The following is a 23,244-nucleotide window of genomic DNA, read 5'->3' on the forward strand; positions in this document are numbered from 1 at the left end:
CGCCTTGCCGCCGGCGTCCGCCCGTGCTGCTGTCCATCCATGGGCAAGAAAGACGACTACGAGCGCAACCTCGAAAAACTTCAGATCGAAATCGTCAACACCCAGGCCTGGGCGATCGAGCACGGCCTGAAGGTCCTGATCATCTTCGAGGGTCGCGACAGCGCGGGCAAGGACGGCGCCATCAAGCGCATCACCGAATTCATGTCGCCGCGCCAGACACGGGTCGTCGCCCTGCCCAAACCGACCGAGCGCGAGACCACACAGTGGTATTTCCAGCGCTACGTCGCCCATCTGCCCGCAGCGGGCGAGACGGTGATCTTCAACAGGTCCTGGTACAACCGCGCCGGGGTCGAGCCCGTCATGGGCTTCTGCACCCCCGAACAGCATGAGCAGTTCCTCAAGGACGCGCCCCGGTTCGAGTGCATGCTGGTCGAATCCGGCATCATCCTGATCAAATTCTGGCTCGACTTCTCCAAGGCCGAACAGGCGCGGCGTCTGGCCGAACGGATCGAGGACCCGCTGAAGCATTTCAAGGTCTCGGCCCTCGATGCCGAGGCCCAGACCCGCTGGGACGCCTATTCCGCCGCCCGCGACCGCATGCTGGACGAAACCGACAGCGGCGCCGCCCCCTGGACTGTCGTCGCCACCGACGACAAGAAGACCGCCCGGCTGAACATCATCCGCCACATCCTCCACACCCTCAAACGCCCCGGCCAGATCGCCGACAAGCCGGACAAGGCGGTGCTGTTCCCGGCGTCGAAATCGAAAGGACGGCTGGCGCCCTGATCAGGCCCGGTCCGGATTCGGACAGCCGCTCAGTCGGCCGCGCCGGCGTCCGGACGTCGGGCCAGCCAGGCGTCGATCTGACCCGTTCCGGCGGCCCGGCGGGTGTCGGCCGGCGGCGGCAGCGGCGCCAAACGCGGCGTCGTGATCCGTACAGGCGCTGGGGCCGGCGCCGTTCCCCGGCGCGTCTCGAGGGCATCCAGCGACCGGCGGGTCTGCAGGCCCTGATCACGGGCCAGATCGCGATGGCCGTCGGCTACGCTGCGCAGACGATCCATCTCCAGCCGGTGCGCATCCGCCGTCGACAGGTCGCGGCTCGAACCGGGCGCCCTTGCCGGATCGGCCGGCCGCCACGGTGACACCGCCAGCGGCGGGACCTGTATCGTCTGCGCCTGCACGGCGCCGCCCGCCATCAGGACGGGGAGGATCAACAGAAAGACGGATGAACGGATCATGGGCGCCAACATGGGCGTCGCAGGGAGGATCGCCAAGCAGCGCCGCCCTCTCGCCGGTCGAGGTCCGGCGCCGGAGCCGCTCCGGCGCGCATTGACGGCGGCATCAGGGCATGGCCCAGACGCTGGAGCGTTTGACGGCGAAGTCTTCCAGCTCGCGCGTCGTCTCGACCTGGTATTCGGCGAGAAAATCGAGGCCCTCGCGCGGAAAATAGGTGCGGTGCGGATCGCCGATCAGGACCCGGGTCCCGGCGGCGCGGGCGGCGGCCAGCCAGGCCAGGACGCGTTCGGTCATCGGCTTCTCATAGCAGACGTCGCCGGCGCAGATGACGTCGACCCGCGGCGGCGGGGCGTCCAGCAGGTCGGCCTCGGTGAAGTCCAGCGCGACGCCGTTGGCCTGTGCGTTCACGGCCGCCGCCGCGCCGCAGAAGCGGTCGATGTCGGCGCACAACACATGGGCCGCCCCCGCCTTCATCGCCGCGATCCCGACCAGGCCGGAGCCTGAGGCGAAGTCCAGCACCCGTTTGCCCGCGACCTCGTGCGGATTGTCGAGCAGCCAGCGGGCCAGCGCCTGTCCCCCCGCCCAGGCGAAGGCCCAGAAGGGCGGCGGCAGGCCCAGCTCGCCCAGCTCCTCCTCCGTCATCTTCCAGATCGGCGTGATCTCGTCGGCCAGCCACAGCGAGATCTCCGGCGCGTGCGGCACGGCCTGGAACCGGGTGTTGGCGAGGATGAAGGCGCGGGGGTCGGGAATGGGCATCCGGCCAAGGGTAGCTGTGTTTCATGCAAGGAGACAGGACCCCGGAAGCGTCAGGCGATCCTGACAAAAAGTCAGGTTGACATGACACGAAACTGATGTCAGGTTCTCATGACATTCAGTCAGGAGAAGTTGTCATGCTCAAGAGTTGGGGAAACGGGACGCCGGCCCATCGCCGCTATGTGATCCGCACCTGGGCCTTCATGATTCCGTATATGGCCATCTGCCTGTCGATGTTCACCGGGGCGTTCGAGCCGATCCTGAACAGTCCGGCCGGCTGGGTGCTGGCCGCCGCCGTCTCGGCGCCGGTGGTCGGCCAGATCTGGGCGACCCTGAGCCTGATGCGCGAGAGCGATGAGTTCGTCCGCGCCCTGACGGCCAAACAGTTCATCCTCGCGGCCGGTCTGGCCATGGCGGCGGCGGTGTTCTGGGGCTTCGGCGAGACCTTCGCGGGGGCGCCGCACATCCCGTCCTGGCTGATCTATCCGCTGTTCTGGGCCTTCTATGGCGTGACGGCGCCGTTCATCAGGGCGACCAACGCATGAAGAACCGGCTGAAACTGCTGCGCGCCGAGCGCGGCTGGACCCAGGAACAGCTGGGTCAGGCCCTGGGGGTGTCGCGTCAGGCGGTCAATGCGCTGGAGACCGAGAAGCACGACCCCTCTCTGGACCTCGCCTACCGCATCGCCGTGCTGTTCGCGCGGCCGGTGGAAGACATCTTCGAAAACCCGCACGGCTGAGGCCGGCGACACCCCACAGAAAACGGAGACACCCATGTTTATCGTCCGTCACCGCGGGCGCGCGACCCTGCGCGTCCTGATCCTGGCCTCCACGCTCGGCGTGGTCCTCGGCGCCGGCGCCCTGGCCGGGCAGGCGCTGGCCGCCACGACCGCGACCGAGGCCACGGCATCCCGCCTGATCCGCAACGACCGGCTGTCGGTCGAGGTCGTCGGCGCCGGCCCCGACGTCATCCTGATCCCCGGCTTCGGCTGTTCCCGGGAGGTCTGGCGCGCCACGGCCGACCGGCTGAAGGCCACGCACCGGGTGCATCTGGTCCAGTACGCCGGTTTTGCGGGCGAACCCTGGGTCCACGGCGACGGACCGTTCGTCGATCCGGCGGTCGAGGCCCTGGCCGCCTATATCCGCACCGCGGGGCTGGAGCGTCCCGCCGTCATCGGCCACTCCATGGGTGGGCTGTCGGCCCTGCTGCTGGCCCAGCGCCATCCGGAGGCGGTCGGTCGGGTGATGGCGGTGGACAATCTGCCCTTCTTCTCCGCCCTGTTCGGGCCACAGGTGACGGTGGACAGCGCCCGCCCCTTTGCCGATCAGGCCGCCGCCTCCATGCGCACCCCCGACGCGGCCGCCTTCCGCGCCGGCCAGACCCAGGGCGCCGCCGGACTGGCGCGGGATCCGGCCACGCGGACGGCCATGGTCGAATGGACCGTCGCCTCGGATCGTCAGGCCCTCGCCGCCGCCATCCGCGATGTCATGACCACCGACGCCCGGCCGGGTCTGGCGGCCATGACCGTCCCGGTCACGGCCCTCTATGCCGCCGACGCCGATGGCGGACCTCCGGCCGCGATGGCCGATGCGATGTGGGCGCGGGAATACGCCGCGCGGCCCGGCGTGAAGCTGGTCCGCGTCGACGGCAGCCGCCACTTCATCATGGCCGACCAGCCGGAGGTGTTCGCGGGGTTGGTGGACGAGTTCCTGAAGTAGGGATCAGACCGGGTCGGGGCGCTTGACCGGCGCCCCGGCGAACTCGTCGGCATAGGCGGGCGACAGGAAGGCGCGGATCGCCGACTGGGGCAGGTCGATCTGATAACTGCCCTCGGCATAGGGGCCGGCGACATAGGGGCCGATCATGACCGTCAGCCCGCCCGCCTTGCCGGGGGTGGTCGAGCGAGCGAGGCCCACGACGGTCTCGGACAGGGGCGGGCATTTCCAGTCGGCGCCGTTCAGGGTCAGCAGCACCGCCTGGGGGTCGCGCCTGCGCTTCTCGACATTCAGGGCGGCGCACAGCATCCGGTCCAGCGCGCCCCGGTCGGCGCCGGGCTTCAGGATGGCGTTCAGGTCGATACGCCGCTTCAGCGCCTTGTCCCACAGGACGGCCATGTAGGACGGATTGCCGTGGGCGCCGCCGGTGAACTCATAGGCATGGCCCAGAAGGCCGAACAGCTTGCCGGTCTCGACCGCGCCCTCGTATTCGACGACCTTTTCATAGGGGGGCATGCCGCCGTCGCCGCCGAACTCGGTGCGGTCGGCCTGGGCGCCCTCGACGAAGGTCTTCAGCTGTGCGACCGATCCGTCATACAGGCCCTTGTGCAGCTCCGGCTGGCCCTTGACCGCCTCGGGCAGGGTCAGTTTGACGCTGGCGAAGGCGTTCTTCGACTCATAGTCGAGCGGCGAGGCGGCGGTGGCTCCGGCCGTGGGCGCCGCCGGGATGGCCACGGGCGCAGCCGCCTCCTCCTCCGCCTTGCGGTTGCAGGCCGTCAGGGTCGCGGTCGCGGCGGCGATCAGGATCAGGGTCCTCAACCGGGAGGACTTGAGCGCGGGGGAGGTCATACGGTCTCCGTCAGAAAGGGATCGACCCGAGGGCGATGGCGGCCAGAAGGATCAGGCCCGCCTCCCGGTTCGATTTGAACAGTGTCAGGGCAAGCGCGGCGTCATCAAGGCGAAGCTTCGAAACCTGCCAGATCAGATGGGCGGCATAGGCGGCGAGGCCGAGCCAGGACAGGGGACCGAGCCCGGCCACCATCCCGGCCAGACAGGCCATCAGGACGGCCAGACCATAGAAGGCGGCGACACCCCGCCGGGCCGAGCCGGCCATCCGGCGCGCCGACGACTTGACCCCGACCATGGCGTCATCCTCGATGTCCTGCAGCGCATAGATGGTGTCGTAGCCGAGGGTCCAGAACACGCCGCCCAGGTAGAGGAGGAGGGCGGAAAGCGTCAGGGTTTCGACACCGTCAGAAAGGGGTGTGATCCCTAGTGCCAAAAGCCCGGCGGCCTCTTGCGCAGCCAGCCAACCGGCCGCCGCCGCAAACCCCATCAGCGCGCCCCAGTTGAAGGTCAGGCCCAGCCAGGCCTGGGGCCACCAGGTGATCCGCTTCATGAAGGGATAGGCCGCGACGAGGGCCAGCGACCCGACGCCGAGCAGGATGGCGGTCGTCCCCAGCGTCAGCAGGATCAGCAAACTGACCAGCGAACAGCCGATGATGAAGGCCCAGGCCTGTTTCACCGAGATGCGGCCCGACGGGATCGGCCGGCCGGCGGTGCGCGAGACCCTGGCGTCGATGTCGCGGTCGACGATGTCGTTGAAGGCGCAGCCCGCCGCCCGCATCAGACAGGCGCCCAGCGCAAAGGCGACGAACAGCCACAGGTGATGGAGGCCCGGCGTCGTCCGGTGTGTCGCCAGCGCCAGCGCGATCCCCTGCCATCCCGGCAGCAACAGCAGCCAGATGCCGATCGGCCGGTCGAACCGCCCCAGCTTGAGCCAGGGTTTCAGGGCCTCCGGCGCATGGGCGTCGACCCAGTTCTGGCGTGTGGCGTCGGGAAGCGGGCTGGAGGACATGGCGGCTGTATAGACGGCGGCGCGCAGTTCCGGGAGGGGCCGAACGCCCTTCCGCCGTCCGGGATGAAAGCGACGTCGGGGCCGCTTCCCCTTGCGCCCTTCCCTCTCTAGTTTGCCCCCGAAGTTTCAGGAGACGGCTCATATGCGGTGGCAGGGCGGCGAGGAAGGCGGCGGCGGGGTCGAGGACCGGCGCGGCATGGGCGGCGGCGGGGCGATCACAGGCGGCGGCATTGGCGTCGCCATCCTGGGCCTGATCGGATATCTGGTCTTCGGCATCGACCCGTCGACCACCACCCAGCTCGCCAGCCAGTTCGGCGGCGCCGGCCAGTCCGAACAGCAACAGGGCGTCGAGGGTACGCCACAGGACGAGGCCGGCCGCTTCGTCGACGTCGTCGGCGGCAATATCAACGCGGTCTGGACCTCGAAGCTGCGCGGCTATGAGCGCCCGGACGTCGTCATCTATACCGAGGGCACCAGCACCGGCTGCGGCTATGGCCAGGCGGCGATGGGCCCCTTCTACTGCCCCGCCGACCGGACCGTCTTCCTCGATCTCGGCTTCTGGCAGGAGCTGGAAAACCTGGGCGGATCCAGCGCCGACTTCGCCAAGGCCTATGTCATCGCCCACGAGTTCGGCCACCATATCCAGACCCTGACCGGCGCCTCTCAACAGGTGCAGCAGGCGCAGCAGCGCGCCCGCAGCGAGGGCGAGGCCAATCAGTATTCGGTGGCTCTGGAGCTTCAGGCCGACTGCTACGCCGGGGTCTGGGCCGCCAACGCCTCGGCCGCCTCGGGCGGTCAGGTGGCGCTGGAGCCCGGCGATCTGGAGGCCGGCCTGCAATCGGCCAACGCCATCGGCGACGACACCCTGCAACGCCGCTCCGGCCGCCGCGTCTCGCCCGAGGGCTTCACCCACGGCACCTCGGCCCAGCGGATGGAATGGCTGCAGCGCGGCTACCAGTCCGGCGATCCGGCCGTCTGCGACACGTTTTCGGCGCTCTGATCACGGCCTGAACGCTTGTTGCATCGCACGCGCGCGGGCATGGTCCCGGGCGTGACCGACGCCGCCGTCCAGACCCTGACTGACCGCCCCGCCGCCCGCGCCCTCGCCGACGCGCGCCGGATCGTGGTCAAGATCGGCTCGTCCCTCGTGGTCGACGCCAGGACCCGTGCGCCCTCGGCGGAATGGCTGGAGGCCCTGGCCGCCGACATCGCCGCCCTGCGCGCCGGCGGGCGTCAGGTGGTCGTCGTCTCATCCGGCGCCGTGGCCCTGGGGCGCGGCCGGCTGAATCTTGCGAAGAACGCCCGGCTCGACGAGAAACAGGCCGCCGCCGCCGTCGGCCAGTCCCTGTTGATGCGCGGATGGGAGACCGCCTTCGAACCGCACGGCCTGACCGCCGCCCAGGTCCTGCTGACCCGCGACGACACCGAGCGCCGCCGCCGCTGGCTGAACGCCCGCGCGACACTGGAGGCCCTGCTGAACCTCGGCGCTGTGCCGATCGTCAACGAGAACGACACAGTCGCCACCGAGGAGTTGCGTTACGGCGACAACGACCGGCTGGCGGCCCGCACGGCCCAGCTGATCCGCGCCGACCTGCTGATCCTGCTCTCTGACGTCGACGGCCTCTACACCGCTGACCCTCGCCGCGATCCGTCAGCCGAACATCTGCCACTGATCGAGGCCCTGACCTCCGAGGTCATGGCGCTCGGCGGCGGCGCCAACGCCGAGGCCGATGTCGGCACCGGCGGCATGGCCACCAAGCTGATGGCCGCCCGCATCGCCCGTTCGGCCGGCTGCGCCACATTGATCGTCTCGGGCCTGGCCCCGCACCCTCTGGCGGCGGTGCAGGACGGCGCCCGCGCCACCCTGTTAACCGCCCCGGGCACGCCTCTGGCGGCCTACAAGCAGTGGATCGCCGGCAGTCTGGAGCCGGCCGGCCGTCTGGTGATCGACGACGGCGCCGCCGCCGCCCTGATCAAGGGCCGCAGCCTGCTGCCCTCCGGCGTCGCCTGCATCGAGGGCCGGTTCGACAAGGGCGACAGCGTCCGTATCGAGCGGCTGGACGGCGCCGCCCTCGGCGTCGGTCTCGCCGCCTATGCCGCCGACGAGATGGCCCGCATCCAGGGCCGCCATTCCTCCGAGATCGAGGCCCTGGTCGGTTACAAGGGCGCGGGCGTCGCCGTCCACCGCGACGATCTGGTGCTGGAGACCCCCTGATGGCCGACACGCCTGAGCCCGTCGCGGATATCCCCGCCCTGATGGCCGACATGGGCCGCAGGGCCCGCGCCGCCGCCGCGCCGCTCGCCGCCACCACGGCCGACCAGCGCTCTGCGGCCCTGACCGCCATCGCCGCAGCCCTGCGCGCCGACGCCGACGCCATCCTCGCCGCGAACACCCGCGACATCGACCGCGCCCGCACGAACGGCGTCACCGAGGCCCTGATCGACCGGCTGGCCCTGACCCCCGGCCGGGTCGAGACCATGGCCGCCGCCGTCGACGAGGTCGCCGCCTTCCCCGACCCCCTCGGCGTCGAGACCGCGCGCTGGACCCGGCCCAACGGTCTGGACTTCGCCCGGGTCCGCACCCCTCTGGGCGTGCTGGCCATCATCTATGAGAGCCGGCCCAATGTCACCGCCGACGCCGCCGCCCTGTGCCTGAGGTCGGGCAATGTCGCCATCCTGCGCTGCGGCTCGGACTGTCTGGACAGTTCGCGGGCCATCCACGCCGCCGTGGCGCGCGGCCTGACCGAGGCCGGCCTGCCCGCCGATGCGGTCCAGCTGGTTCCCACCCCCGACCGCGCCGCCGTCGGCGCCCTGCTGACCGGGCTGGACGGCGCCATCGACCTGCTGATCCCGCGCGGCGGCAAGAGCCTCGTGGCCCGGGTCCAGGCCGAGGCCCGTGTGCCGGTGCTCAGCCATCTGGAGGGGATCAACCACACCTATCTGCACGCCGCCGCCGACCTCGACATGGCCCGCGACATCGTCGTCAACGCCAAGCTGCGCCGCGTCTCCGTCTGCGGCGCGACCGAGACCCTGCTGGTCGATGCGGCGGCCGCCGGTCGCCTGCTGCCGCCTGTGGCCGAGGCCCTGATCGCGGGTGGATGCGAACTCCGCGGCGATGACCGGGCCCGGGCCCTGGTCCCCGCCATGACCCCGGCGACCGAAGCCGACTGGGCCACAGAATACCTCGCCCCCATCCTGTCGGTCCGGATCGTCGACGGGCTGGACGCCGCCGTCGCCCACATCCGCCGCCATGGTTCGGGTCACACCGAGGCCATCGTCACGGGTGACGCCCAGGTCGCCGCCGACTTCCTCAACGCCGTCGACAGCGCCATCGTCATCTGGAACGCCTCGACCCAGTTCGCCGACGGCGGCGAGTTCGGCTTTGGCGGCGAGATCGGCATCTCCACCGCCCGCCTCCACGCCCGCGGCCCTGTCGGCGCCGAACAGCTGACCAGCTACAAATACGTCGTGCGCGGCGCGGGTCAGACGCGAGCCTGAGCCTATCCGCCCGGCGCGGTTGCGCCGGCCATCGTCGGCACGGCCGCTTCGGGTATCGGATCGCGGCGGTAGTCCAGCCCGATCCTCTGGTCCAGTTCGCTCAGCATGCCGTCGCCGCCGTGGGTCTCACAGCGCTTGTGCACATAATAGGCCCGACCCTCGCGCACGAAGATCCAGGTCTTGCCGACACCCCGCGCACGATCCGCTTCAGAACCTGAGACATAGCGCTGCACATAGTGGCGAACGGCTGAACTGCCCTTGACCTCTGGCGCCCCGACCAGCTCCAGCCCCCGCCGCCCGTCGCGCAGGGCGCGCATCTCCAGCCCGCCCAGCCGCTCGGCCAGGGCGTTGGCCTCGTCCTGGGTCAGGGCGCGCTCCACCCGACGGAAGGTGAAGTCGCATGTCCCGGCGGCCTCGGCCTCGGGCGCCGCGCTCTCGGCATAGGTAAAGCGGATGATGTCGTCGGCGGAGACCGACAGGGCCGTCAGCACATAGTCCGGGCTCTCGGCGGTCGAGGCCACGCCCCGGTCGATCGACAGGCCATTGACCCCGCGCCGCGTGATGCCGGCATCGGCCGGCCAGACCACCGAGGGCGCCACGACCGGCTCCTGGGCTGTAGCAACGGTTCCGGCTCCCGCAAGCGCCAGCACCGTCATGACGGCCGCCATGACCGCCCGTCCCCGACCTGAAACCCGCACCCTGATCGCCCCTCGACTCGCCTGTACCGGACGCCAGAGAGCTGCACGTTTACCGCGCGCACAAGCGCCTGCACGCCTCAGGCGTGAACCCGGCGCCCGGGCTCTCCTCATGGGGCGCCATTTAACCTCGACTGTTCATGAACTGCCGGACGCGGGCGGGCGCAACCGACCCTGAAAGCCGACCCGGACCCCGATCCGGCCCGCACAGGGTTCGTTCACGAGATATTCTGATCTGCCCGATAGCGTCCCTGCGGTTGGAACAAGGCGACCCATGGCAGCAGTATCAGCAGTGTTGACGACAGATCCGGCCCGGGACCAGCCCGCACGGCCGATCGCGGATCTCGGCCTCGCGCCTGCAAGACAGGCCATCGAAGGGCGATTCCTTGAGGCCGGCGATGTCCTGGCCGCAGCCGTGCAGAAAGGCGAACTCTAGCTATTCCTCGAGGAGTTTCAGGGGGTCACCTCAAAGCAGATGGCCGAAATAGTGGCGTGAGATGAAGGCTACGTGGAGAAGATCATCCGGCGATATGTCGAAAAAGCGATACACCAAGGCATCATTGGCACACAGAATCTGACCGAAACGCGAACCTGGTTTCGCAAAACCGATTGCAAAACTGCACCGCCAAATCGGCAAGGTGCTGGAGCGGGCGGCGGGAATCGAACCCGCACGAAAAGCTTGGGAAGCTTTCAGGCTACCACTACATCACGCCCGCGGAAGCGAGGCGCAACCTAGCGAATACGGCGGCCGGCTCAAGCCCAATCCGGCGAGCCGGCGTTCCTTGACCTGTATCAAGGCGGCGGCGGACCGACGCGGGCATCTCCGGGGCCTGTTCCAGGAGAAAGTCATGCCCGCCGAAGCCGTCCCCTTCATCCTCGCCATCCTCGCCTTCTTCGGCGTGTTCATCGTCGCCGTCGGCGGGGCCCAGTTCTGGACCGCCACGCCGCCGCGCAAGGGGCCGTCGCGGGACTGAGGCGATCAGTAGGCGAAGTCGCGGTACATCCGGCTCACGTCGCCCTGCCATTCGCCGTGATAGAGGTCCAGCAGCCGTTCGGCGGGCGTCACCCCGCTGTCGGCGATGTCCTCCAGCTCCGACAGATAGCCGCGCTCGTCGACCATGCCGCCGCTGAACATGGCGCGGTTCTTGAGGCCCTCGCGGGCGATGGCGACCATGTCGACGGCGATGTCGCGCACGGACCGGCCGGCCACCTCGGCCTTCAGCCCCAGCCGCGTCACGTCGCGACGCAGCCGCTCGTGGTCCGGGATGTCCCAGTCCTTGCACAGGTCCCAGGCGGCCGCCAGCGACGGGGCGTCATAGAAGATGCCGGTCCACAGGGCCGGCAGGGCGCAGATGCGGCTCCACGGCCCGCCGTCCGAGCCGCGCATCTCCAGATACTGTTTCAGACGCACCTCGGGGAACAGGGTGGTCAGATGATCCGCCCAGTCCTTCTGCGTCGGCCGCTCGCCAGGCAGGGCCGGCAGCCTGCCGTCCATGAAGTCGCGGAACGACTGGCCCGAGGCGTCGATATATTTGCCGTCGCGCTTGGCGAAATACATGGGCGTATCGAGCGCATAGTTGGCATAGGCCTCAAAGCCGAACCCGTCCCTGAACACGAAGTCCAGCATCCCGGTGCGGTCCGGATCGGTGTCGGTCCAGACATTGGCCCGCGCCGACAGGAAGCCGTTGGGCCGACCCTCCGTAAACGGCGAACAGGCGAACAGGGCCGTGCCGATCGGCTGGAGCGCCAGGCTGGTGCGGAACTTGGCCACCATGTCGGCCTCGGACGAGAAGTCCAGATTGGCCTGGATGGTGCAGGTCCGCAGCATCATGTCCAGGCCCAGATTGCCCTTCTTCGGCATATAGGCGCGCATGATGTCATAGCGCCCCTTGGGCATGACCGGCACGTCCTCGCGCGTCCACAGCGGGTCGAACCCGGCGCCGAGGAAGCCGAGGTTCATCTGGTCCGCGACCTGTTTGACCTCCATCAGATGCTGGCCGGTCTCGGCGCAGATGTCGTGGATGGTGCGCAGCGGCGCGCCCGACAGCTCGAATTGACCGCCCGGCTCCAGCGACACCGAGGCCACGAAGCCCTCGTCGTTCCGGCGCTCCAGCCCGATCAGGAAGCCGCCCTCCTCGACGGGCGACCAGCCGAACCGCTGCAGGCCCGTCAGCATGGCGTGAATGCCGTTCGGCCCCTCATAGCCGGGGCGGCGCAGCGTCGAGCGGTCGAAGCCGAATTTCTCGTGCTCGGCGCCCACGCGCCACTCGCTCCTGGGCTTGGCGCCCTTCGACATCGCCTCGACCAGCTGGTCGAACGACAGCGGTTCCTGATCGGCCATTCGCAACCCCTCTTGTGGCGGCTAGATGGGCGGGAATGCGACGCTACTCAAGGGGGCCGGCGCGCTTTGCCGGAGAGATCGAAAGGGATAGTCTGGCGACATGGGACGCGAGACCACCACACGGGTTCGGTATGGCGATCGCGAAGGCGAGGCGAAGGTCCGGCTCGAGTCCGACGCCCTGATCATCAGCAAGCCCGTTCCGGCCCGGATCGCCCGCCCCGACCTGCGTGATCCGGCGGTCGAGGGCGACGCCCTGGGCATGACGGCGCCCGAGGGCCGGCTCACCCTCCACCTCGGCGCCGATCAGGCCGCGCGCTGGCTGAAAGCGATCCAGACCCCGCCGCCGTCCCTGGCCGACAAGCTGGGGGTGAAGCCGGGCCTGCCCGTCTGGCGGTGCGGAACGCTCGACGCGCCCGAGCTGGCCGAGGCCTTGACCACGGCGGCCGCTTCCGGCGTTGAGGCCGCTGCGCTCGGCCTGGTCCGCGCCGGATCGGCCGACGACCTGCTCGCCGCCCTCGCCGCCGCCGGACAGACCCCGCCTCCGCTCTGGATCATTCACGGCAAGGGACCAGGCGCCTTCGGGGACGCGGCGGTGCGCAGCATCATGCGCGAACGCGGCTGGATCGATTCAAAGGCCTGCGCCGTCTCGCCCGACCTGTCCGCCACCCGGTACGGGCGACGGTAGACCGGGCGGTCAGCGCGCCCAGTCGCCCACGGCCGCCTGCCACAGGCTCATGGCCGTGATCGCCGCCGTATCAGCCCTCAGGATGCGCGGACCAAGGGACACCGCCGTGGCATAGGGCAGACTGCGCAGCCGTTCGCCCTCCTCCGGCGAGAACCCGCCCTCGGGGCCGATCAATATGGCCCAGGGGCCCGCTGAACATCCTCCCCCACCGGGGGAGGTGGCGCGGCGCTCTTGCGCCGTGACGGAGGGGGCCCACCCCACACTCCGTGTCTGGGGTGAGCCCCCTCCACCCTCCTTCGGAGGGTCCCCCTCCCCCGATGGGGGAGGAATATGAAAAGCCGCCGCCGCCAGCGCCCCGATCGCCGGCGCCCCTCCGGTCTCGTCGCAGAACATCAGCCGGCGGCCGTCCTCCCAGCCGTCCAGCACCGTCTCCAGCTTCACCGGATCGTCGACTACGGGGACGTCGAGCCGGCCGGTCTGTTCGGCCGCCTCCTCGGCGATGGCGTCCAGACGGTCCAGTCGGATCCGGTCGGTGTTGGTCCGCCGGGTCACCACCAGCCGCACCCGTCGCGCGCCCAGTTCGGCGGCCTTCTCGACGATGGTCTCGACCCGGGCCTTCTTCACCACGGCCACGATCAGCTCCAGATCGGGGCCGAAGGTCTGGGGCCGGGTCTGGTCCCTGGCCTTCAGGATCACGCCCTTCTTCAGCACCTCCAGCACCGTCGCGCGCCATTCGCCGTCGCGGCCGTTGAAGACCAGCAGCTCATCTCCGACCCCCAGCCGCATCACCTGGGTCAGGTAGCGGGACTGGTCCAGGGTCGGGGCGACGGCGGCCCCGGGCGACAGGTCAGAGGTCACATACAGACGGATCATGGGCTCTTTTCGCCTCAGCCGATCATCAGGTCCAGCGGGCGCGAGGCGAACATCGTCCCGGCGCCGAGGTCGATCACCACCCGGCGCTCCCGAAAGGCCGCCATCCCGACCAGGGCTGCGGGAAATCCCGGCATCGGCAGGCCCGGATAGACCGGCGTCAGGGCGGGGCCGTGATCGATGTCGCCGATCGTCACGCTGGACGCCTCCACGATACGCGAGCTCATCGTCCCGCCCAGCACCAGGCTGGAGCCTCGGGTCTCGGGGCGACCGTCCAGCAACCCGGCCTGACGGGCGGCGCCCTCGCTCAGGGCGAGCGGGGCCGACGACCCTGTGTCCACCACGGCCTCCAGGCCATAGCCCTCGACCACCACCGGTGTTTTCAGACTGCCGCCGGACTTTCGCGCCTCGACCGCCCGAACACCCTCCGGCGGCGGCGTCGCCCCCGGCAGCAGGCGCAGGCGCCGGCCCCTGCGGCGTGACGGCGTCAGGTCCATGTCCAGCACCGCCTCGCCCAGCACGTCCTGGCCAAGGATCAGCGGCGTCGAGAGCCCGCTCTCCAGCGCCAGTTCGCCCAGATCCAGGATCGCCGCCTGCAACCGCTCGATCCGGGCGCCGCCGATCCGGACCGACAGGGTGGCGCCACGCCCCAGCTGCGGCCTGCCGCCGACGCCATAGGCCAGCAGCGGCATGTTGAAGGCGTCAGTCACGCCCAGGGTCTCGAACAGCCGCCGGTCGATGACGGAATACTGGGCCCCGGTATCGATCAGGGCCCGCACCGGTCGCCCGTTGACCGTCGCCACGGCCGTCGGCGTGTCGGCGCGCGGCTCGGCCCAGTCCAGCCAGTCGTCGCCCGCGACGACGACATCCGGCCTGCGCCAGACCACCCGGTCGCGCAGCAGCAGGCCCCCGCCCACAGCGGCGCCGATCAGTCCAAGCCGGAGCAACAGCGTCCTGCGGTTCATGAAGCCAGGGTCCTCATGCAACTGACATGGCCGCTTCGCACGCCCGGCGCCAGAGGGCGATCGCCGGCCCTGGCGTCGCGGGCATGAAAGTGCCGGCCGGGGCGCCGGAGTCCCTGGCGCCCGCACAGTTTCTCCGGAAATCGAGCCTTTATGGGTGACGCCTGCGGCGGGTCTGGCTAGGAACTTCACTGCCATGACCTCCTCCGCCGCTTCCGACCGTCCTGCCCCCGCCGCTCCGGCCGCTCCGGCCGCCGACCGCTACGTCTCCACCCGCGGCGACGTCAGGCCGACGACATTCACCGACGCCCTGCTGCGCGGCATGGCGCCCGACAGCGGCCTCTATATGCCCGCGGCCTGGCCGGCCCTGCCCGCCGACGTCGCCCGGCCGGGCCGGACCTATGGCGAGATCGCGACCGACGTCCTGACCCCCTATCTGGGCGATGCCCTGCCCGAGGGCGCCCTGCAGCGGTCCCTGGCGAAACTGGTCGCTGGCTTCGACGACCCGGCCGTGACGCCGCTCGTTCAGCTCACGGATGATCTGTGGATGCTCGAACTTTGGCATGGGCCCACGGCGGCCTTCAAGGATCTGGCCATGCAGCTGGCCGCCGCCCTGTCGGAAGAGGCCCTGGCCGTCTCGGGCGAGCGCCTGACCCTGGTCACAGCGACCAGCGGCGACACCGGCGCCGCCGCCGTCAACGCCTTCGCGAACAAGGCGGGGGTCCGGCTGATCGTCCTGCACCCGCTGGACCGGGTCTCGCCGGTGCAGCGCCGGCAGATGACCACGGTCGAGGCCGACAATGTCCTGAACCTCGCGGTCGAGGGCGATTTCGACGATTGCCAGCGACTGGTGAAGGGTCTGCTGGCCGAGGAAAGCCTGCGCGACGGCGCCCGGTTCAGCTCGGTCAATTCGATCAACTGGGCCCGGCTGGCGGGCCAGATCCCCTACTATGTCTCCGCCGCCATGCAGTTGCGCGCGGCGGGCGAGACCCGGCCGCCGCATTTCGTCGTGCCCACGGGCAATTTCGGCGACGCCTTCGCCGGGATCGCGGCGCAGAAGACCGGCCTGCCGGTCGCGGGCTTCACCGCCGCCGTCAACCGCAACGACGCCCTGGCCCGCGCCATCAACGACGGCCTCTACGAACGCCGCCCTGCGCAGGAAACCGCCAGCGTCTCCATGGACGTCCAGGCGCCGTCGAACTTCGAACGTCTGATCTTTGAGGCCTCCGGCCGCGACGCCGCAGCCACCCGCGCCCTGTTCGAGACCTTCTCCGCCGAGGGCCGGGTCGAACTGCCCGCCGACATCCTGTCCGCCGTCCGGTTGCAGGTCGCCGCGGTCTCGGTCGACGAGGAGACCACCCGCGCCGAAATCGCCCATGCCTATCAGGCGTACGGCCGCGTCGTCTGCCCGCACACGGCTGTGGCCCTGTCCGCGGCCCGCCGGCTGGAGGGTCAAAATGCAGGGAATGGGGGCGCCCCCGTCATCGCCCTGTCCACCGCCCATGCGGCCAAGTTCGGCGGCGACGTCTCGTCTGTGCTGGGTTTTGACCCCGAACCCTGCCCGGTCATCCGCGACCTCGGCGACCGCCCCGAGCGTCTGACCCTGGTCGAGGGAACTCCCGGCGCGGTCCTCGCGGCGGTGAAGGGGTTCATGGCGGGCTAAACGCAGTCCTCCCCCATTGGGGGAGGGGGACCGCGAAGCGGTGGAGGGGGCCGGCCCCGGACACCCTGTTTGCGGTAAGCCCCCTCCGTCACGGCGCAAGGAGCGCCGCGCCACCTCCCCCATTGGGGGAGGAACAGGCTATACCCCTTCCGCCACCCGCCAGTAGTCCATCCGTCGATAGAAGGCCGCCGGGTCCTTGGGCGTGACCAGATTGGCCGGGTCGTGGAAGATGCGGTCGTGCAGCCGGGTCAGGGTGAACCTCAGACAGGCCGCCTCGCCCAGCATCGGCAGAGCCTCAGCCTCCTCCGCCGTCAGGGGCCGCACCGTCTCATAGCCGCGCTGGAAGGCCTCAACCGCCCCCGGGATCTCCCGCCCCTCGCTGTCGAACCCCCAGGCGGTCAGGGCGATCGCCAGATCATAGGCGAACGGACCGTCGCAGCCGAAATAGAAGTCGATCACGCCCGACAGCCGCCCGTCGTGGAACAGCACATTGTCTGGAAAATAGTCGGCATGGATCGCGCCCCTGGGCAGATCGTCCGCAAACGGATCGCCGATCCGGTCCAGCGCCGACCGGCAACCGGCGACCAGTCCCCGGTCCTCGACCGTGACGGCCCCGGACGCCGACCGCTGCAGCAGGGCCCGCCACAGGACCGGTCCGACCGGATTGACCCGGGCGCCGGCGAAATCTGCGGCCTTCAGGTGAAACTGCGCCAGCGCCGACCCCGCCTGGGCCAGTTCACCGGAAGACGGCGCCCGCAGCCAGGCCCCCGTCAGCCATTCCACGATGGCGGCGGGCCGGCCATTCAGTTCCCCGATCCAGTCGCCCGCCCGGTTCCGCAGCGGCCGCGCCGACGGAAAGCCCGCCGCACCCAGATGGTCGGTCAGGCCCAGACAGAAGGGCAGGCTGGCCGCATCCGTCCGCCCCTCGAACAGGGTCAGGACATAGCGACCCGCGCCCCTGTCGGGATGACAGGTCTCCAGCCGGTAGTTGGTGTTCTCCACCCCCTCGGCGATGGCGTGCAGCGACGTCACCTCGCCGAGGTCATAGCCCCCGACGAAATCCCGCGCCTGTTGTTCCGATACCGGCGTGAAGACCGCCATTCGCCCGTTCCCGTGCCGCCCCTCCCCTAGTGGTAGCCCAGGTCGGCGTGGCGTGCGCGGATGATGTCGGCGACATCAGCCAGCACGCTCTCGGTGGTTGGCCAGCGCCCGGCGCCACGGCCCTTGCAGGACCAGACCCGGCCGTCCTCGCCATAGACCTTCAGGGCATTGCGTTCCCCGCACAGGGCGCTGAACAGCGGATCGCCCAGGTCGCGATCCAGCACCACCGAGGCCTTCAGCGCCCCGTTCTCGCGATGGCAGGCGCCGATCTGGCGCACCGGCCGGTCCGAGTGGAAGTCAGAGGCCAGCACGTCGCAGGGCAGTTCATCGTCGGCCGGGGTCTCGCCAAAGGCCTCGAAGGCCAGCAGCTTCACCTTGGCGGCCGAGTCGCGTCCCTCCAGATCCGACGACGGATCCTCCTCGGCGAAACCCGCCACCCGGGCGTCGGCCAGGGCGTCGGCGAAATCGGCGCCCTGGTCCAGACGGTCCAGCATGAAGTTGACCGTGCCGTTCAGCACGGCCTCGAACCCGGCGACCGGACCGGCCTTGCGGGCCGCGCGAAGGGTCTCGATCATCGGCGCGCCGCCGCCCACCGCCGCCGAATAGGCGAGGCGCGCGCCATGCTTTTCAGCCAGGGCTGCCAGCCCGGCCGGGTCGCGGCTGATGGCCTGTTTGTTGGCGCTGGCCACATCGATGCCCCGTTCCAGAGCCGCGCGGATCAGGTCATGGCCGGCCCCGCCTTCGGACAGGGCCTCGACCAGCAGGTCGGGCTTCAGGTCCAGCAGGGCGTCGCGGTCAGCGGTGAACAGCTCGGCAGGGGCGTCCACGTCCCGCACCTTTTTCGGATCGCGAACCAGCACCCCGACCACCTCATAGCGGGTGTCGGGCAGCAGTCGCGCCAGCAGGCCGCCGCCGACGACGCCGCAGCCGGCCACGGCCACCCGCACCGGGGCGTCGGGGATCGACCGTCCGGGAGGCGCCGAATGATGGCCCACCACGGTGCAGTCGGCGCGGCCGAGCGCGGCCACCTCGATCTCCACACCGCGCCGCTCGCCCAGATCGATGGCGTCATGCTGGACCAGGGCACCGCCGTGACGGCGCGCATCCTCCCACGACGCCTGACGGTAGCGCAGCGGCCGACCCGAGTTCGCCGCCGGGTCGCGGTCGTAGAGGCCGTCGACATCCTTCACCAGCCGCACCCGTTTCAAACCCAGTTCCGCCGCCACAAAGACCGCCGTCAGGTCCGACCCGCCGCGGCCCAGCAGGGCCACCTTGCCGTCCTGCCTCACCGCCCCGAAGCCCGGCACCACCACCACCTGGTGATCGGCCAGGGCCTGACGCAGGGCGTCGCCGTTCAGGCCGCAGGGCCGGGCGTGCTCCAGCGGGCCTTCGGCCGCCACGCCCAGTTCGCGCACCGACAGGGATTTGGCGTCCAGCCCGATCCGGTCACAGGCGATGGCCGTCAGGGCCGCCGCCCGTTCCTCGCCCAGAACCACATAGTCGGGCAGCAGGTCGTTGGAGTGATCCAGCCCCAGTTCGCGCGCCTCGGCCAGCAGCTGGTCGGTCTGGCCGGCGAGGGCCGAGACCACCGCCACCACCTTCCGGCCGGCGCGGACATGGCCATAGACCTCCGACGCCACGGCCGGCGCCTGGGCGGCGGTGCGCAGGATGGAGGAGCCGAACTTCAGCACCACCACCTCGGCAGCAGGAGCAGGTGCGGCGACGGACGCCGGTTTGAGCGGTTCGACGAGGGCGAGGGCGACGCTGGACTGGGGCATGGGAGGTCTCTGGGTTCTGGAAGCGGCGTGTGGGGGAAGGTGGGGAGAGAGGATTTGAGGCAAGAAAAAACCCGCCCGGTGGGTCCGGGCGGGTCTGGGTTGGGGCTTGTCGGGTTCGACGCGCGCTAACCTGTTCCCGCCCGAGTAGGGCCGGTCATGGTGGTGGTGCCGCCGGTGGTGGTGAGCGCAGGCGAAGACGACCGCGCCATCCAGGCGGCGGTGGTAATCGAAACGGCGATGCGGCCGAGGCGCGACAAGGGCGTGATCCTGCGAAAAACTTGGCCTGAAACTGACGACCTCGACCTCGGCCGTCAACCCCGTCGCGCAAGTTTTTTGCGCATTATGGCATTTCGGCGAGTATAGGGCCGCGCACAGCCTCAATCCCCGTCGCGTTCGACGCCAGATTTTTCCGCTTGACGTCGGCTGACGATTCCACCATCCCTAAAAGCACTCATCAAGACCGGCTGAGGGATAGGCCCTTTGACGCCGGGGCAACCATCGGGTTCCGCCCGAACGGTGCCAACTCCTGCGAGGACCCTTTTCAAGGGTTCGCGAGAGATGAGTGGAGCGTCGGTCTACGGCGGCGTCTCCACGGTCTGTCATCGCATGAGCCTTGCTGGGCGGGATATGCGGACGACCCTCATGGCTTTCGACACCGAAACCACCCTGGCCCCCTCCTGTCGCGACACGTCGTCTGACGTCGATACGACACGTGACATCCGGACGCTGCGCCACAGCCTCAGCGCTGACACCGCCGCCGATCTGGTCGTCCCCATCCCCGACGACTTCCGGCTGCAGTCCGGTGACCGTCTCGGCCAGGGGGCGATCACCGCCCGCCTGCACGGCCGCGCCGGCGCGCCTCTGGTCGTGGTGGCCGGCGGCATCTCCTCCGGCCGGTTCGTGCACCGCACCGAAACCAACGGCCTGGGCTGGTGGTCGGGCGCCGTCTCCGTCGGCGGGCCGGTCGACCTGCGCCGTTTTCAGGTGCTCGCCTTCGACTATGCCCCGGAGGCCGAGCCCGGCGCCCCCGCCGTCACCATCACGACGCAGGATCAGGCCCGTCTGCTGGCCCTCGTGCTGAAGTATCTGGAGACGCCGTCGGTCGCGGCCTTCATCGGCTGTTCCTACGGCGGCATGATCGGCCTGGCCTTCGCCGAGCTCTATCCGCAGCGCCTGGGCAAGCTGATCGTGGTGTCCGCCGCCCACCGCACCCATCCGCTGGCCACCGCCTGGCGCGGCATCCAGCGCCGCATCCTCAGGCTCGCCACCGAGGCCGGCCGCCCCGAAGACGGCGTCGCCCTGGCCCGCGAACTGGCCATGACCACCTATCGCACCCCCGAGGAATTCGGCGAACGGTTCGACGATTCCGTCGCCGACGCCGCCGGCGGCCTCTATCCGGTCTGCGACTATCTGACGGCGCGCGGCGACGCCTATCGCACCCACACCACCCCTGCCCGCTGGCTGTCCCTGTCGGACTCCATCGATCGCCACCGGGTCTCGCCCGAGGCCATCACCGTTCCCGTGACCCTGATCGGCTTCACCTCGGACCGGCTGGTGCCGATCGACGACATCCGCGAACTGGCCGCCCGCCTGCCCACCCTGTTCCGCCTGGTCGAGGCCCCCTCCCTGTACGGCCACGACGCCTTTCTCAAGGAGGACGCCTTCGTCGGCGACATCCTCCGCTCTGCCCTCAAGGATATCGAACAATGACCCGCCCGCACGACGCCAGAGTCCACGACGTCCGCACCCTGTGCGCCCGTTCCGGCGTCGATCAGGACACGGCCCACGGCGCGGTGATGCCGCCCCTGTATCTGTCGTCCAACTATTCCTTCGCCGGCTTCGAGCAGAAGCGGAAATACGACTACAGCCGCTCGGGCAATCCGACCCGCGACGTCCTGGCCGAGACCCTCGCCCAGCTGGAAGGCGGCGCCGGCTGCGTCGTCACCGCCACCGGCATGGCCGCCGTCGACCTGCCGCTCAGCCTGCTGTCGCCCGGCGACCTGCTGATCGCCCCGCATGACTGCTACGGCGGCACCCACCGCCTGCTGTCGGCCCGCGCCCGCAAGGGTCATTTCGAGGTCGCCTTCGTCGACCAGGGCGATCCCGCCGCGCTGGAGGCCGCCCTGGCCCTGAACCCGAAACTGGTGCTGGTCGAGACCCCGTCCAACCCCCTGCTGCGCATTGTCGATGTCGCCGACATCTGCGCCCGCGCCCACCGCGTCGGGGCCAAGGTCGTCGCCGACAACACCTTCCTGTCGCCCGCCCTGCAAAGGCCGATCGAACTGGGCGCCGACTTCGTCGTCCATTCGACGACCAAATACATCAATGGCCATTCCGACGTGGTCGGCGGGGCGGTCATCTCGGCCGAGGCGGCGGATCACACGGAACTGGCCTGGTGGGCCAACTGCATGGGGGTCACGGGCTCGCCGTTCGACGCCTGGCTGACCCTGCGCGGCCTGCGGACCCTGTTCGCGCGGATTGAACACCAGCAGGCCACCGCCGGGGCCGTCGCCGAACTTCTGGCCGCCCACCCGGCGGTCAGGGCGGTCCACTATCCCGGCCTCGCCTCCCACCCCGGCCACGCCCTGGCCGCCCGCCAGCAGAAGGGGCCGGGCGCCATGCTCAGCTTCGAGCTGAACGGCGGGACCGACGCCGTCCGCGCCCTGATCGAGGAACTGGAGGTCTTTACCCTGGCCGAGTCGCTCGGCGGCGTCGAAAGCCTGATCGCCCACCCGGCCACCATGACCCACGCGGCCATGACGCCCGAGGCCCGGGTCACCGCAGGCATCACCGAGGGCCTGCTGCGCCTCTCGGTCGGGCTGGAGCATCAGGACGACGTCCTCGCCGACCTGACCCGCGCCCTCGACGCCCTGGTCGCTTCCCCTCTCGAGGCCGAGGCCGCCTGATCCCGCCGGGTACAAGCCAGCGACCCAAACGAACCGGGCCCGCCTTCACGACGTGAGGGCGGGCCCGTCTTTTGATGCATCCCGGCTCTTCAAACCGCTTGCGACGACGCCCCCCGACGTCATCCCCGATTGTCGCAAGACCGCAGGGTCCGCCAGGCGGTCCCGGCCGGATCGCTCCGTCCGCACCCCTGACAGCGAACCGTCGGATGTCATCAGGGTTAATGTGAACCGCGCTTTCCCACCGGTGTCGATAGCGTCTGTCGCGAAATGGGGCGCGTATGGGACACAGCCCGCCCGGACTGCGGCGAAACAGCCACAGGCGGCGCGGCGAGGGGCAGAGACGCCTATCCGAACGGCACGACCTTGTTGGCCCCGTCATGGCCGATGTCGGCGGCGCCCAGATAGGGAATGCCGGACCGCGCGCACCAGTAGCGGACGATCTCCTCGGGCGTCAGGCCGAAGTCCGGGTCGTTCGGCGTGACGTCCGACACCCGGCCCAGCCGGATGCCGGCCACCTTGCGGATCGAGGCCTGTCCGGTCAGGTGGAACATCATCCGGTCGACCCGGTACAGGGCCTCGGACACCTCCTCCAGCATCAGCACATGGCCGGTCAGGTCCGGCTCCAGCGCCGTGCCGACCAGCTGGTCGATGATGGTCAGGTTGAAGGCCACGGCCGGTTTGCCGTCGACAGCCAGCGACGGCTCGATCCAGTCGGTCCGGCCCGTGGTCAGCCAGGCCAGAGCCCCCTCGGCCGTCTCGTCATGCCGCACCGAATCCGAGGCCATCGGTCCGTGCGCCAGACCCTTGAACCCGGCCCGGTACATTCCGGCCAGCAGACTGCCGGCGTCGGAATAGCCCATATAGCGCTTCTTCCTCGCCACATCGTTCAGGCGCGGGATCACCGCCTCGGCGATCCGGCATGAGCCATAGCCGCCCCGCGCGAACCAGACCGCGTCGATCCGCGGATCGTTGGCGAACTCCACGAAGGCGTCCGCCCGCGCCCGGTCGTCGCCGGCGAAATGCCCGTGCTTCAGGAAACAGGCGGGATGAAAGACCACCGCCACCTCGCGGTCCGGATAGCGTGCGGCCATCCAGTCATGGATCGCATCGGCCCGGGCCCGGGCGAAGCGCGAACTGGCGCAGACCACGCCGATCTTGAAGCTGTTGGCGATCACTCGCGCAC

The 23,244-nt window shown here is 70.0% G+C and carries 24 protein-coding genes, 1 tRNA gene and 1 riboswitch; of the genes, 13 read left to right on the forward strand and 12 right to left on the reverse strand.

Annotated features, from left to right (window positions below):
- Window positions 1-39 precede the first annotated feature (39 nt).
- Complete coding sequence (gene ppk2 / locus ACW17W_RS13150) at window positions 40-786, forward strand: polyphosphate kinase 2 (RefSeq protein ID WP_492077344.1); 747 nt, start codon at window positions 40-42, stop codon at window positions 784-786.
- A 29-nt stretch (window positions 787-815) separates the two neighbouring features.
- Here ppk2 and ACW17W_RS13155 read toward each other — a convergent pair whose 3' ends face one another.
- Window positions 816-1,238, reverse strand: a complete 423-nt coding sequence (locus tag ACW17W_RS13155) for a hypothetical protein (protein WP_492077345.1) — start codon at window positions 1,236-1,238, stop codon at window positions 816-818.
- A gap of 103 nt (window positions 1,239-1,341) precedes the next feature.
- On the reverse strand, window positions 1,342-1,992 hold the full coding sequence (locus tag ACW17W_RS13160; RefSeq protein WP_492077346.1) for a class I SAM-dependent methyltransferase: 651 nt from the start codon (window positions 1,990-1,992) through the stop codon (window positions 1,342-1,344).
- A gap of 134 nt (window positions 1,993-2,126) precedes the next feature.
- Between ACW17W_RS13160 and ACW17W_RS13165 the strand changes: the two genes are divergently transcribed.
- The 3 genes from ACW17W_RS13165 to ACW17W_RS13175 are packed head-to-tail and all read left to right on the forward strand — an operon-like array spanning window position 2,127 to window position 3,707.
- Complete coding sequence (locus tag ACW17W_RS13165; RefSeq protein WP_492077347.1) at window positions 2,127-2,534, forward strand: hypothetical protein; 408 nt, start codon at window positions 2,127-2,129, stop codon at window positions 2,532-2,534.
- The gene (locus ACW17W_RS13170) at window positions 2,531-2,728 is read left to right on the forward strand and encodes a helix-turn-helix transcriptional regulator (protein ID WP_492077348.1); all 198 of its coding nucleotides are present in this window, start codon (window positions 2,531-2,533) and stop codon (window positions 2,726-2,728) included. The genes ACW17W_RS13165 and ACW17W_RS13170 overlap by 4 nt, the downstream gene beginning before the upstream one ends.
- A 34-nt stretch (window positions 2,729-2,762) precedes the next feature.
- Window positions 2,763-3,707, forward strand: coding sequence for an alpha/beta fold hydrolase (locus ACW17W_RS13175; RefSeq protein ID WP_492077349.1), 945 nt, complete (start codon window positions 2,763-2,765; stop codon window positions 3,705-3,707).
- Window positions 3,708-3,710: 3 nt separating this feature from the next.
- Here ACW17W_RS13175 and ACW17W_RS13180 read toward each other — a convergent pair whose 3' ends face one another.
- Complete coding sequence (locus ACW17W_RS13180) at window positions 3,711-4,553, reverse strand: polysaccharide deacetylase family protein (protein ID WP_492077350.1); 843 nt, start codon at window positions 4,551-4,553, stop codon at window positions 3,711-3,713.
- Between the two features lie 10 nt (window positions 4,554-4,563).
- Window positions 4,564-5,562 carry a 4-hydroxybenzoate octaprenyltransferase gene (ubiA, locus tag ACW17W_RS13185; protein WP_492077351.1) on the reverse strand — a complete coding sequence of 333 codons (999 nt, stop codon included), beginning with the start codon at window positions 5,560-5,562 and terminating at the stop codon, window positions 4,564-4,566.
- Window positions 5,563-5,704: 142 nt separating this feature from the next.
- Here ubiA and ypfJ point away from each other — a divergent pair, with 142 nt between their 5' ends.
- From ypfJ to ACW17W_RS13200, 3 genes are read left to right on the forward strand one after another with little or no spacing between them, the layout of a single operon-like run.
- The gene (gene ypfJ / locus ACW17W_RS13190) at window positions 5,705-6,562 is read left to right on the forward strand and encodes a KPN_02809 family neutral zinc metallopeptidase (RefSeq protein WP_492077352.1); all 858 of its coding nucleotides are present in this window, start codon (window positions 5,705-5,707) and stop codon (window positions 6,560-6,562) included.
- Window positions 6,563-6,613: 51 nt separating this feature from the next.
- Window positions 6,614-7,777, forward strand: coding sequence for a glutamate 5-kinase (gene proB / locus ACW17W_RS13195; RefSeq protein WP_492077353.1), 1,164 nt, complete (start codon window positions 6,614-6,616; stop codon window positions 7,775-7,777).
- Window positions 7,777-9,060: a glutamate-5-semialdehyde dehydrogenase gene (locus ACW17W_RS13200; protein ID WP_492077354.1), complete on the forward strand. Its 1,284-nt coding sequence runs from the start codon at window positions 7,777-7,779 to the stop codon at window positions 9,058-9,060. The genes proB and ACW17W_RS13200 overlap by 1 nt, the downstream gene beginning before the upstream one ends.
- Before the next feature lie 2 nt (window positions 9,061-9,062).
- Here the strand turns inward: ACW17W_RS13200 and ACW17W_RS13205 are convergent, their stop codons facing one another.
- On the reverse strand, window positions 9,063-9,728 hold the full coding sequence (locus tag ACW17W_RS13205) for a hypothetical protein (protein WP_492077355.1): 666 nt from the start codon (window positions 9,726-9,728) through the stop codon (window positions 9,063-9,065).
- A 669-nt stretch (window positions 9,729-10,397) separates the two neighbouring features.
- Window positions 10,398-10,471: transfer RNA gene (locus tag ACW17W_RS13210), tRNA-Gly, on the reverse strand.
- Between the two features lie 132 nt (window positions 10,472-10,603).
- On the opposite strand from ACW17W_RS13210, the gene ACW17W_RS13215 reads away from it, so the two are divergent.
- Window positions 10,604-10,729 carry a hypothetical protein gene (locus tag ACW17W_RS13215; RefSeq protein WP_492077356.1) on the forward strand — a complete coding sequence of 42 codons (126 nt, stop codon included), beginning with the start codon at window positions 10,604-10,606 and terminating at the stop codon, window positions 10,727-10,729.
- Window positions 10,730-10,734: 5 nt separating this feature from the next.
- Here ACW17W_RS13215 and ACW17W_RS13220 read toward each other — a convergent pair whose 3' ends face one another.
- Window positions 10,735-12,096, reverse strand: coding sequence for a glutamate--cysteine ligase (locus tag ACW17W_RS13220; RefSeq protein ID WP_492077357.1), 1,362 nt, complete (start codon window positions 12,094-12,096; stop codon window positions 10,735-10,737).
- A gap of 100 nt (window positions 12,097-12,196) precedes the next feature.
- On the opposite strand from ACW17W_RS13220, the gene ACW17W_RS13225 reads away from it, so the two are divergent.
- The gene (locus ACW17W_RS13225; RefSeq protein ID WP_492077358.1) at window positions 12,197-12,781 is read left to right on the forward strand and encodes a hypothetical protein; all 585 of its coding nucleotides are present in this window, start codon (window positions 12,197-12,199) and stop codon (window positions 12,779-12,781) included.
- A gap of 9 nt (window positions 12,782-12,790) precedes the next feature.
- Here the strand turns inward: ACW17W_RS13225 and ACW17W_RS13230 are convergent, their stop codons facing one another.
- Both ACW17W_RS13230 and ACW17W_RS13235 read right to left on the reverse strand, forming a co-directional pair.
- Window positions 12,791-13,654: a 16S rRNA (uracil(1498)-N(3))-methyltransferase gene (locus ACW17W_RS13230; RefSeq protein WP_492077359.1), complete on the reverse strand. Its 864-nt coding sequence runs from the start codon at window positions 13,652-13,654 to the stop codon at window positions 12,791-12,793.
- A 14-nt stretch (window positions 13,655-13,668) separates the two neighbouring features.
- Window positions 13,669-14,616: an aspartyl protease family protein gene (locus tag ACW17W_RS13235; protein WP_492077360.1), complete on the reverse strand. Its 948-nt coding sequence runs from the start codon at window positions 14,614-14,616 to the stop codon at window positions 13,669-13,671.
- Between the two features lie 193 nt (window positions 14,617-14,809).
- Between ACW17W_RS13235 and thrC the strand changes: the two genes are divergently transcribed.
- Window positions 14,810-16,276, forward strand: a complete 1,467-nt coding sequence (gene thrC, locus ACW17W_RS13240; RefSeq protein WP_492077361.1) for a threonine synthase — start codon at window positions 14,810-14,812, stop codon at window positions 16,274-16,276.
- Window positions 16,277-16,414: 138 nt separating this feature from the next.
- Here thrC and thrB read toward each other — a convergent pair whose 3' ends face one another.
- Together thrB and ACW17W_RS13250 are read right to left on the reverse strand one after the other, a co-directional pair.
- A complete protein-coding gene (gene thrB, locus ACW17W_RS13245; protein WP_492077362.1) occupies window positions 16,415-17,377 on the reverse strand; it encodes a homoserine kinase in 963 nt (320 codons plus the stop codon).
- 26 nt (window positions 17,378-17,403) lie between these two features.
- The gene (locus tag ACW17W_RS13250; protein ID WP_492077363.1) at window positions 17,404-19,155 is read right to left on the reverse strand and encodes an amino acid kinase family protein; all 1,752 of its coding nucleotides are present in this window, start codon (window positions 19,153-19,155) and stop codon (window positions 17,404-17,406) included.
- A gap of 156 nt (window positions 19,156-19,311) precedes the next feature.
- Here ACW17W_RS13250 and ACW17W_RS13255 point away from each other — a divergent pair, with 156 nt between their 5' ends.
- From ACW17W_RS13255 to metB, 3 genes are all read left to right on the forward strand, one after another.
- Window positions 19,312-19,518, forward strand: coding sequence for a hypothetical protein (locus tag ACW17W_RS13255; RefSeq protein ID WP_492077364.1), 207 nt, complete (start codon window positions 19,312-19,314; stop codon window positions 19,516-19,518).
- A gap of 85 nt (window positions 19,519-19,603) precedes the next feature.
- A riboswitch (SAM riboswitch) is annotated at window positions 19,604-19,720 on the forward strand.
- A gap of 77 nt (window positions 19,721-19,797) precedes the next feature.
- On the forward strand, window positions 19,798-20,865 hold the full coding sequence (gene metX, locus ACW17W_RS13260) for a homoserine O-succinyltransferase MetX (RefSeq protein WP_492077365.1): 1,068 nt from the start codon (window positions 19,798-19,800) through the stop codon (window positions 20,863-20,865).
- Complete coding sequence (gene metB, locus ACW17W_RS13265; RefSeq protein WP_492077366.1) at window positions 20,862-22,061, forward strand: cystathionine gamma-synthase; 1,200 nt, start codon at window positions 20,862-20,864, stop codon at window positions 22,059-22,061. Before metX ends, metB begins: the two co-directional genes overlap by 4 nt.
- A 344-nt stretch (window positions 22,062-22,405) precedes the next feature.
- Here the strand turns inward: metB and ACW17W_RS13270 are convergent, their stop codons facing one another.
- Window positions 22,406-23,236, reverse strand: a complete 831-nt coding sequence (locus tag ACW17W_RS13270; RefSeq protein WP_492077367.1) for an LD-carboxypeptidase — start codon at window positions 23,234-23,236, stop codon at window positions 22,406-22,408.
- Window positions 23,237-23,244: the final 8 nt, after the last annotated feature.

Source organism: Brevundimonas sp. FV1ye29L (genome assembly GCF_058681095.1).

Coding starts and splice junctions, on each gene's coding strand:
- ppk2 (WP_492077344.1), top strand. CDS start 40: ATGGGCAAGAAAGACGACTACGAGCGCAACCTCGAAAAACTTCAGATC.
- ACW17W_RS13175 (WP_492077349.1), top strand. CDS start 2,763: ATGTTTATCGTCCGTCACCGCGGGCGCGCGACCCTGCGCGTCCTGATC.
- thrB (WP_492077362.1), bottom strand. CDS start 17,377: ATGGCGGTCTTCACGCCGGTATCGGAACAACAGGCGCGGGATTTCGTC.
- ACW17W_RS13250 (WP_492077363.1), bottom strand. CDS start 19,155: ATGCCCCAGTCCAGCGTCGCCCTCGCCCTCGTCGAACCGCTCAAACCG.
- ypfJ (WP_492077352.1), top strand. CDS start 5,705: ATGCGGTGGCAGGGCGGCGAGGAAGGCGGCGGCGGGGTCGAGGACCGG.
- ACW17W_RS13180 (WP_492077350.1), bottom strand. CDS start 4,553: ATGACCTCCCCCGCGCTCAAGTCCTCCCGGTTGAGGACCCTGATCCTG.
- metX (WP_492077365.1), top strand. CDS start 19,798: ATGGCTTTCGACACCGAAACCACCCTGGCCCCCTCCTGTCGCGACACG.
- ACW17W_RS13220 (WP_492077357.1), bottom strand. CDS start 12,096: ATGGCCGATCAGGAACCGCTGTCGTTCGACCAGCTGGTCGAGGCGATG.
- ACW17W_RS13215 (WP_492077356.1), top strand. CDS start 10,604: ATGCCCGCCGAAGCCGTCCCCTTCATCCTCGCCATCCTCGCCTTCTTC.
- ACW17W_RS13165 (WP_492077347.1), top strand. CDS start 2,127: ATGCTCAAGAGTTGGGGAAACGGGACGCCGGCCCATCGCCGCTATGTG.
- ACW17W_RS13170 (WP_492077348.1), top strand. CDS start 2,531: ATGAAGAACCGGCTGAAACTGCTGCGCGCCGAGCGCGGCTGGACCCAG.
- ACW17W_RS13225 (WP_492077358.1), top strand. CDS start 12,197: ATGGGACGCGAGACCACCACACGGGTTCGGTATGGCGATCGCGAAGGC.
- ubiA (WP_492077351.1), bottom strand. CDS start 5,562: ATGTCCTCCAGCCCGCTTCCCGACGCCACACGCCAGAACTGGGTCGAC.
- ACW17W_RS13205 (WP_492077355.1), bottom strand. CDS start 9,728: ATGGCGGCCGTCATGACGGTGCTGGCGCTTGCGGGAGCCGGAACCGTT.
- thrC (WP_492077361.1), top strand. CDS start 14,810: ATGACCTCCTCCGCCGCTTCCGACCGTCCTGCCCCCGCCGCTCCGGCC.
- ACW17W_RS13160 (WP_492077346.1), bottom strand. CDS start 1,992: ATGCCCATTCCCGACCCCCGCGCCTTCATCCTCGCCAACACCCGGTTC.
- ACW17W_RS13255 (WP_492077364.1), top strand. CDS start 19,312: ATGGTGGTGGTGCCGCCGGTGGTGGTGAGCGCAGGCGAAGACGACCGC.
- ACW17W_RS13155 (WP_492077345.1), bottom strand. CDS start 1,238: ATGATCCGTTCATCCGTCTTTCTGTTGATCCTCCCCGTCCTGATGGCG.
- metB (WP_492077366.1), top strand. CDS start 20,862: ATGACCCGCCCGCACGACGCCAGAGTCCACGACGTCCGCACCCTGTGC.
- ACW17W_RS13235 (WP_492077360.1), bottom strand. CDS start 14,616: ATGAACCGCAGGACGCTGTTGCTCCGGCTTGGACTGATCGGCGCCGCT.
- ACW17W_RS13200 (WP_492077354.1), top strand. CDS start 7,777: ATGGCCGACACGCCTGAGCCCGTCGCGGATATCCCCGCCCTGATGGCC.
- ACW17W_RS13230 (WP_492077359.1), bottom strand. CDS start 13,654: ATGATCCGTCTGTATGTGACCTCTGACCTGTCGCCCGGGGCCGCCGTC.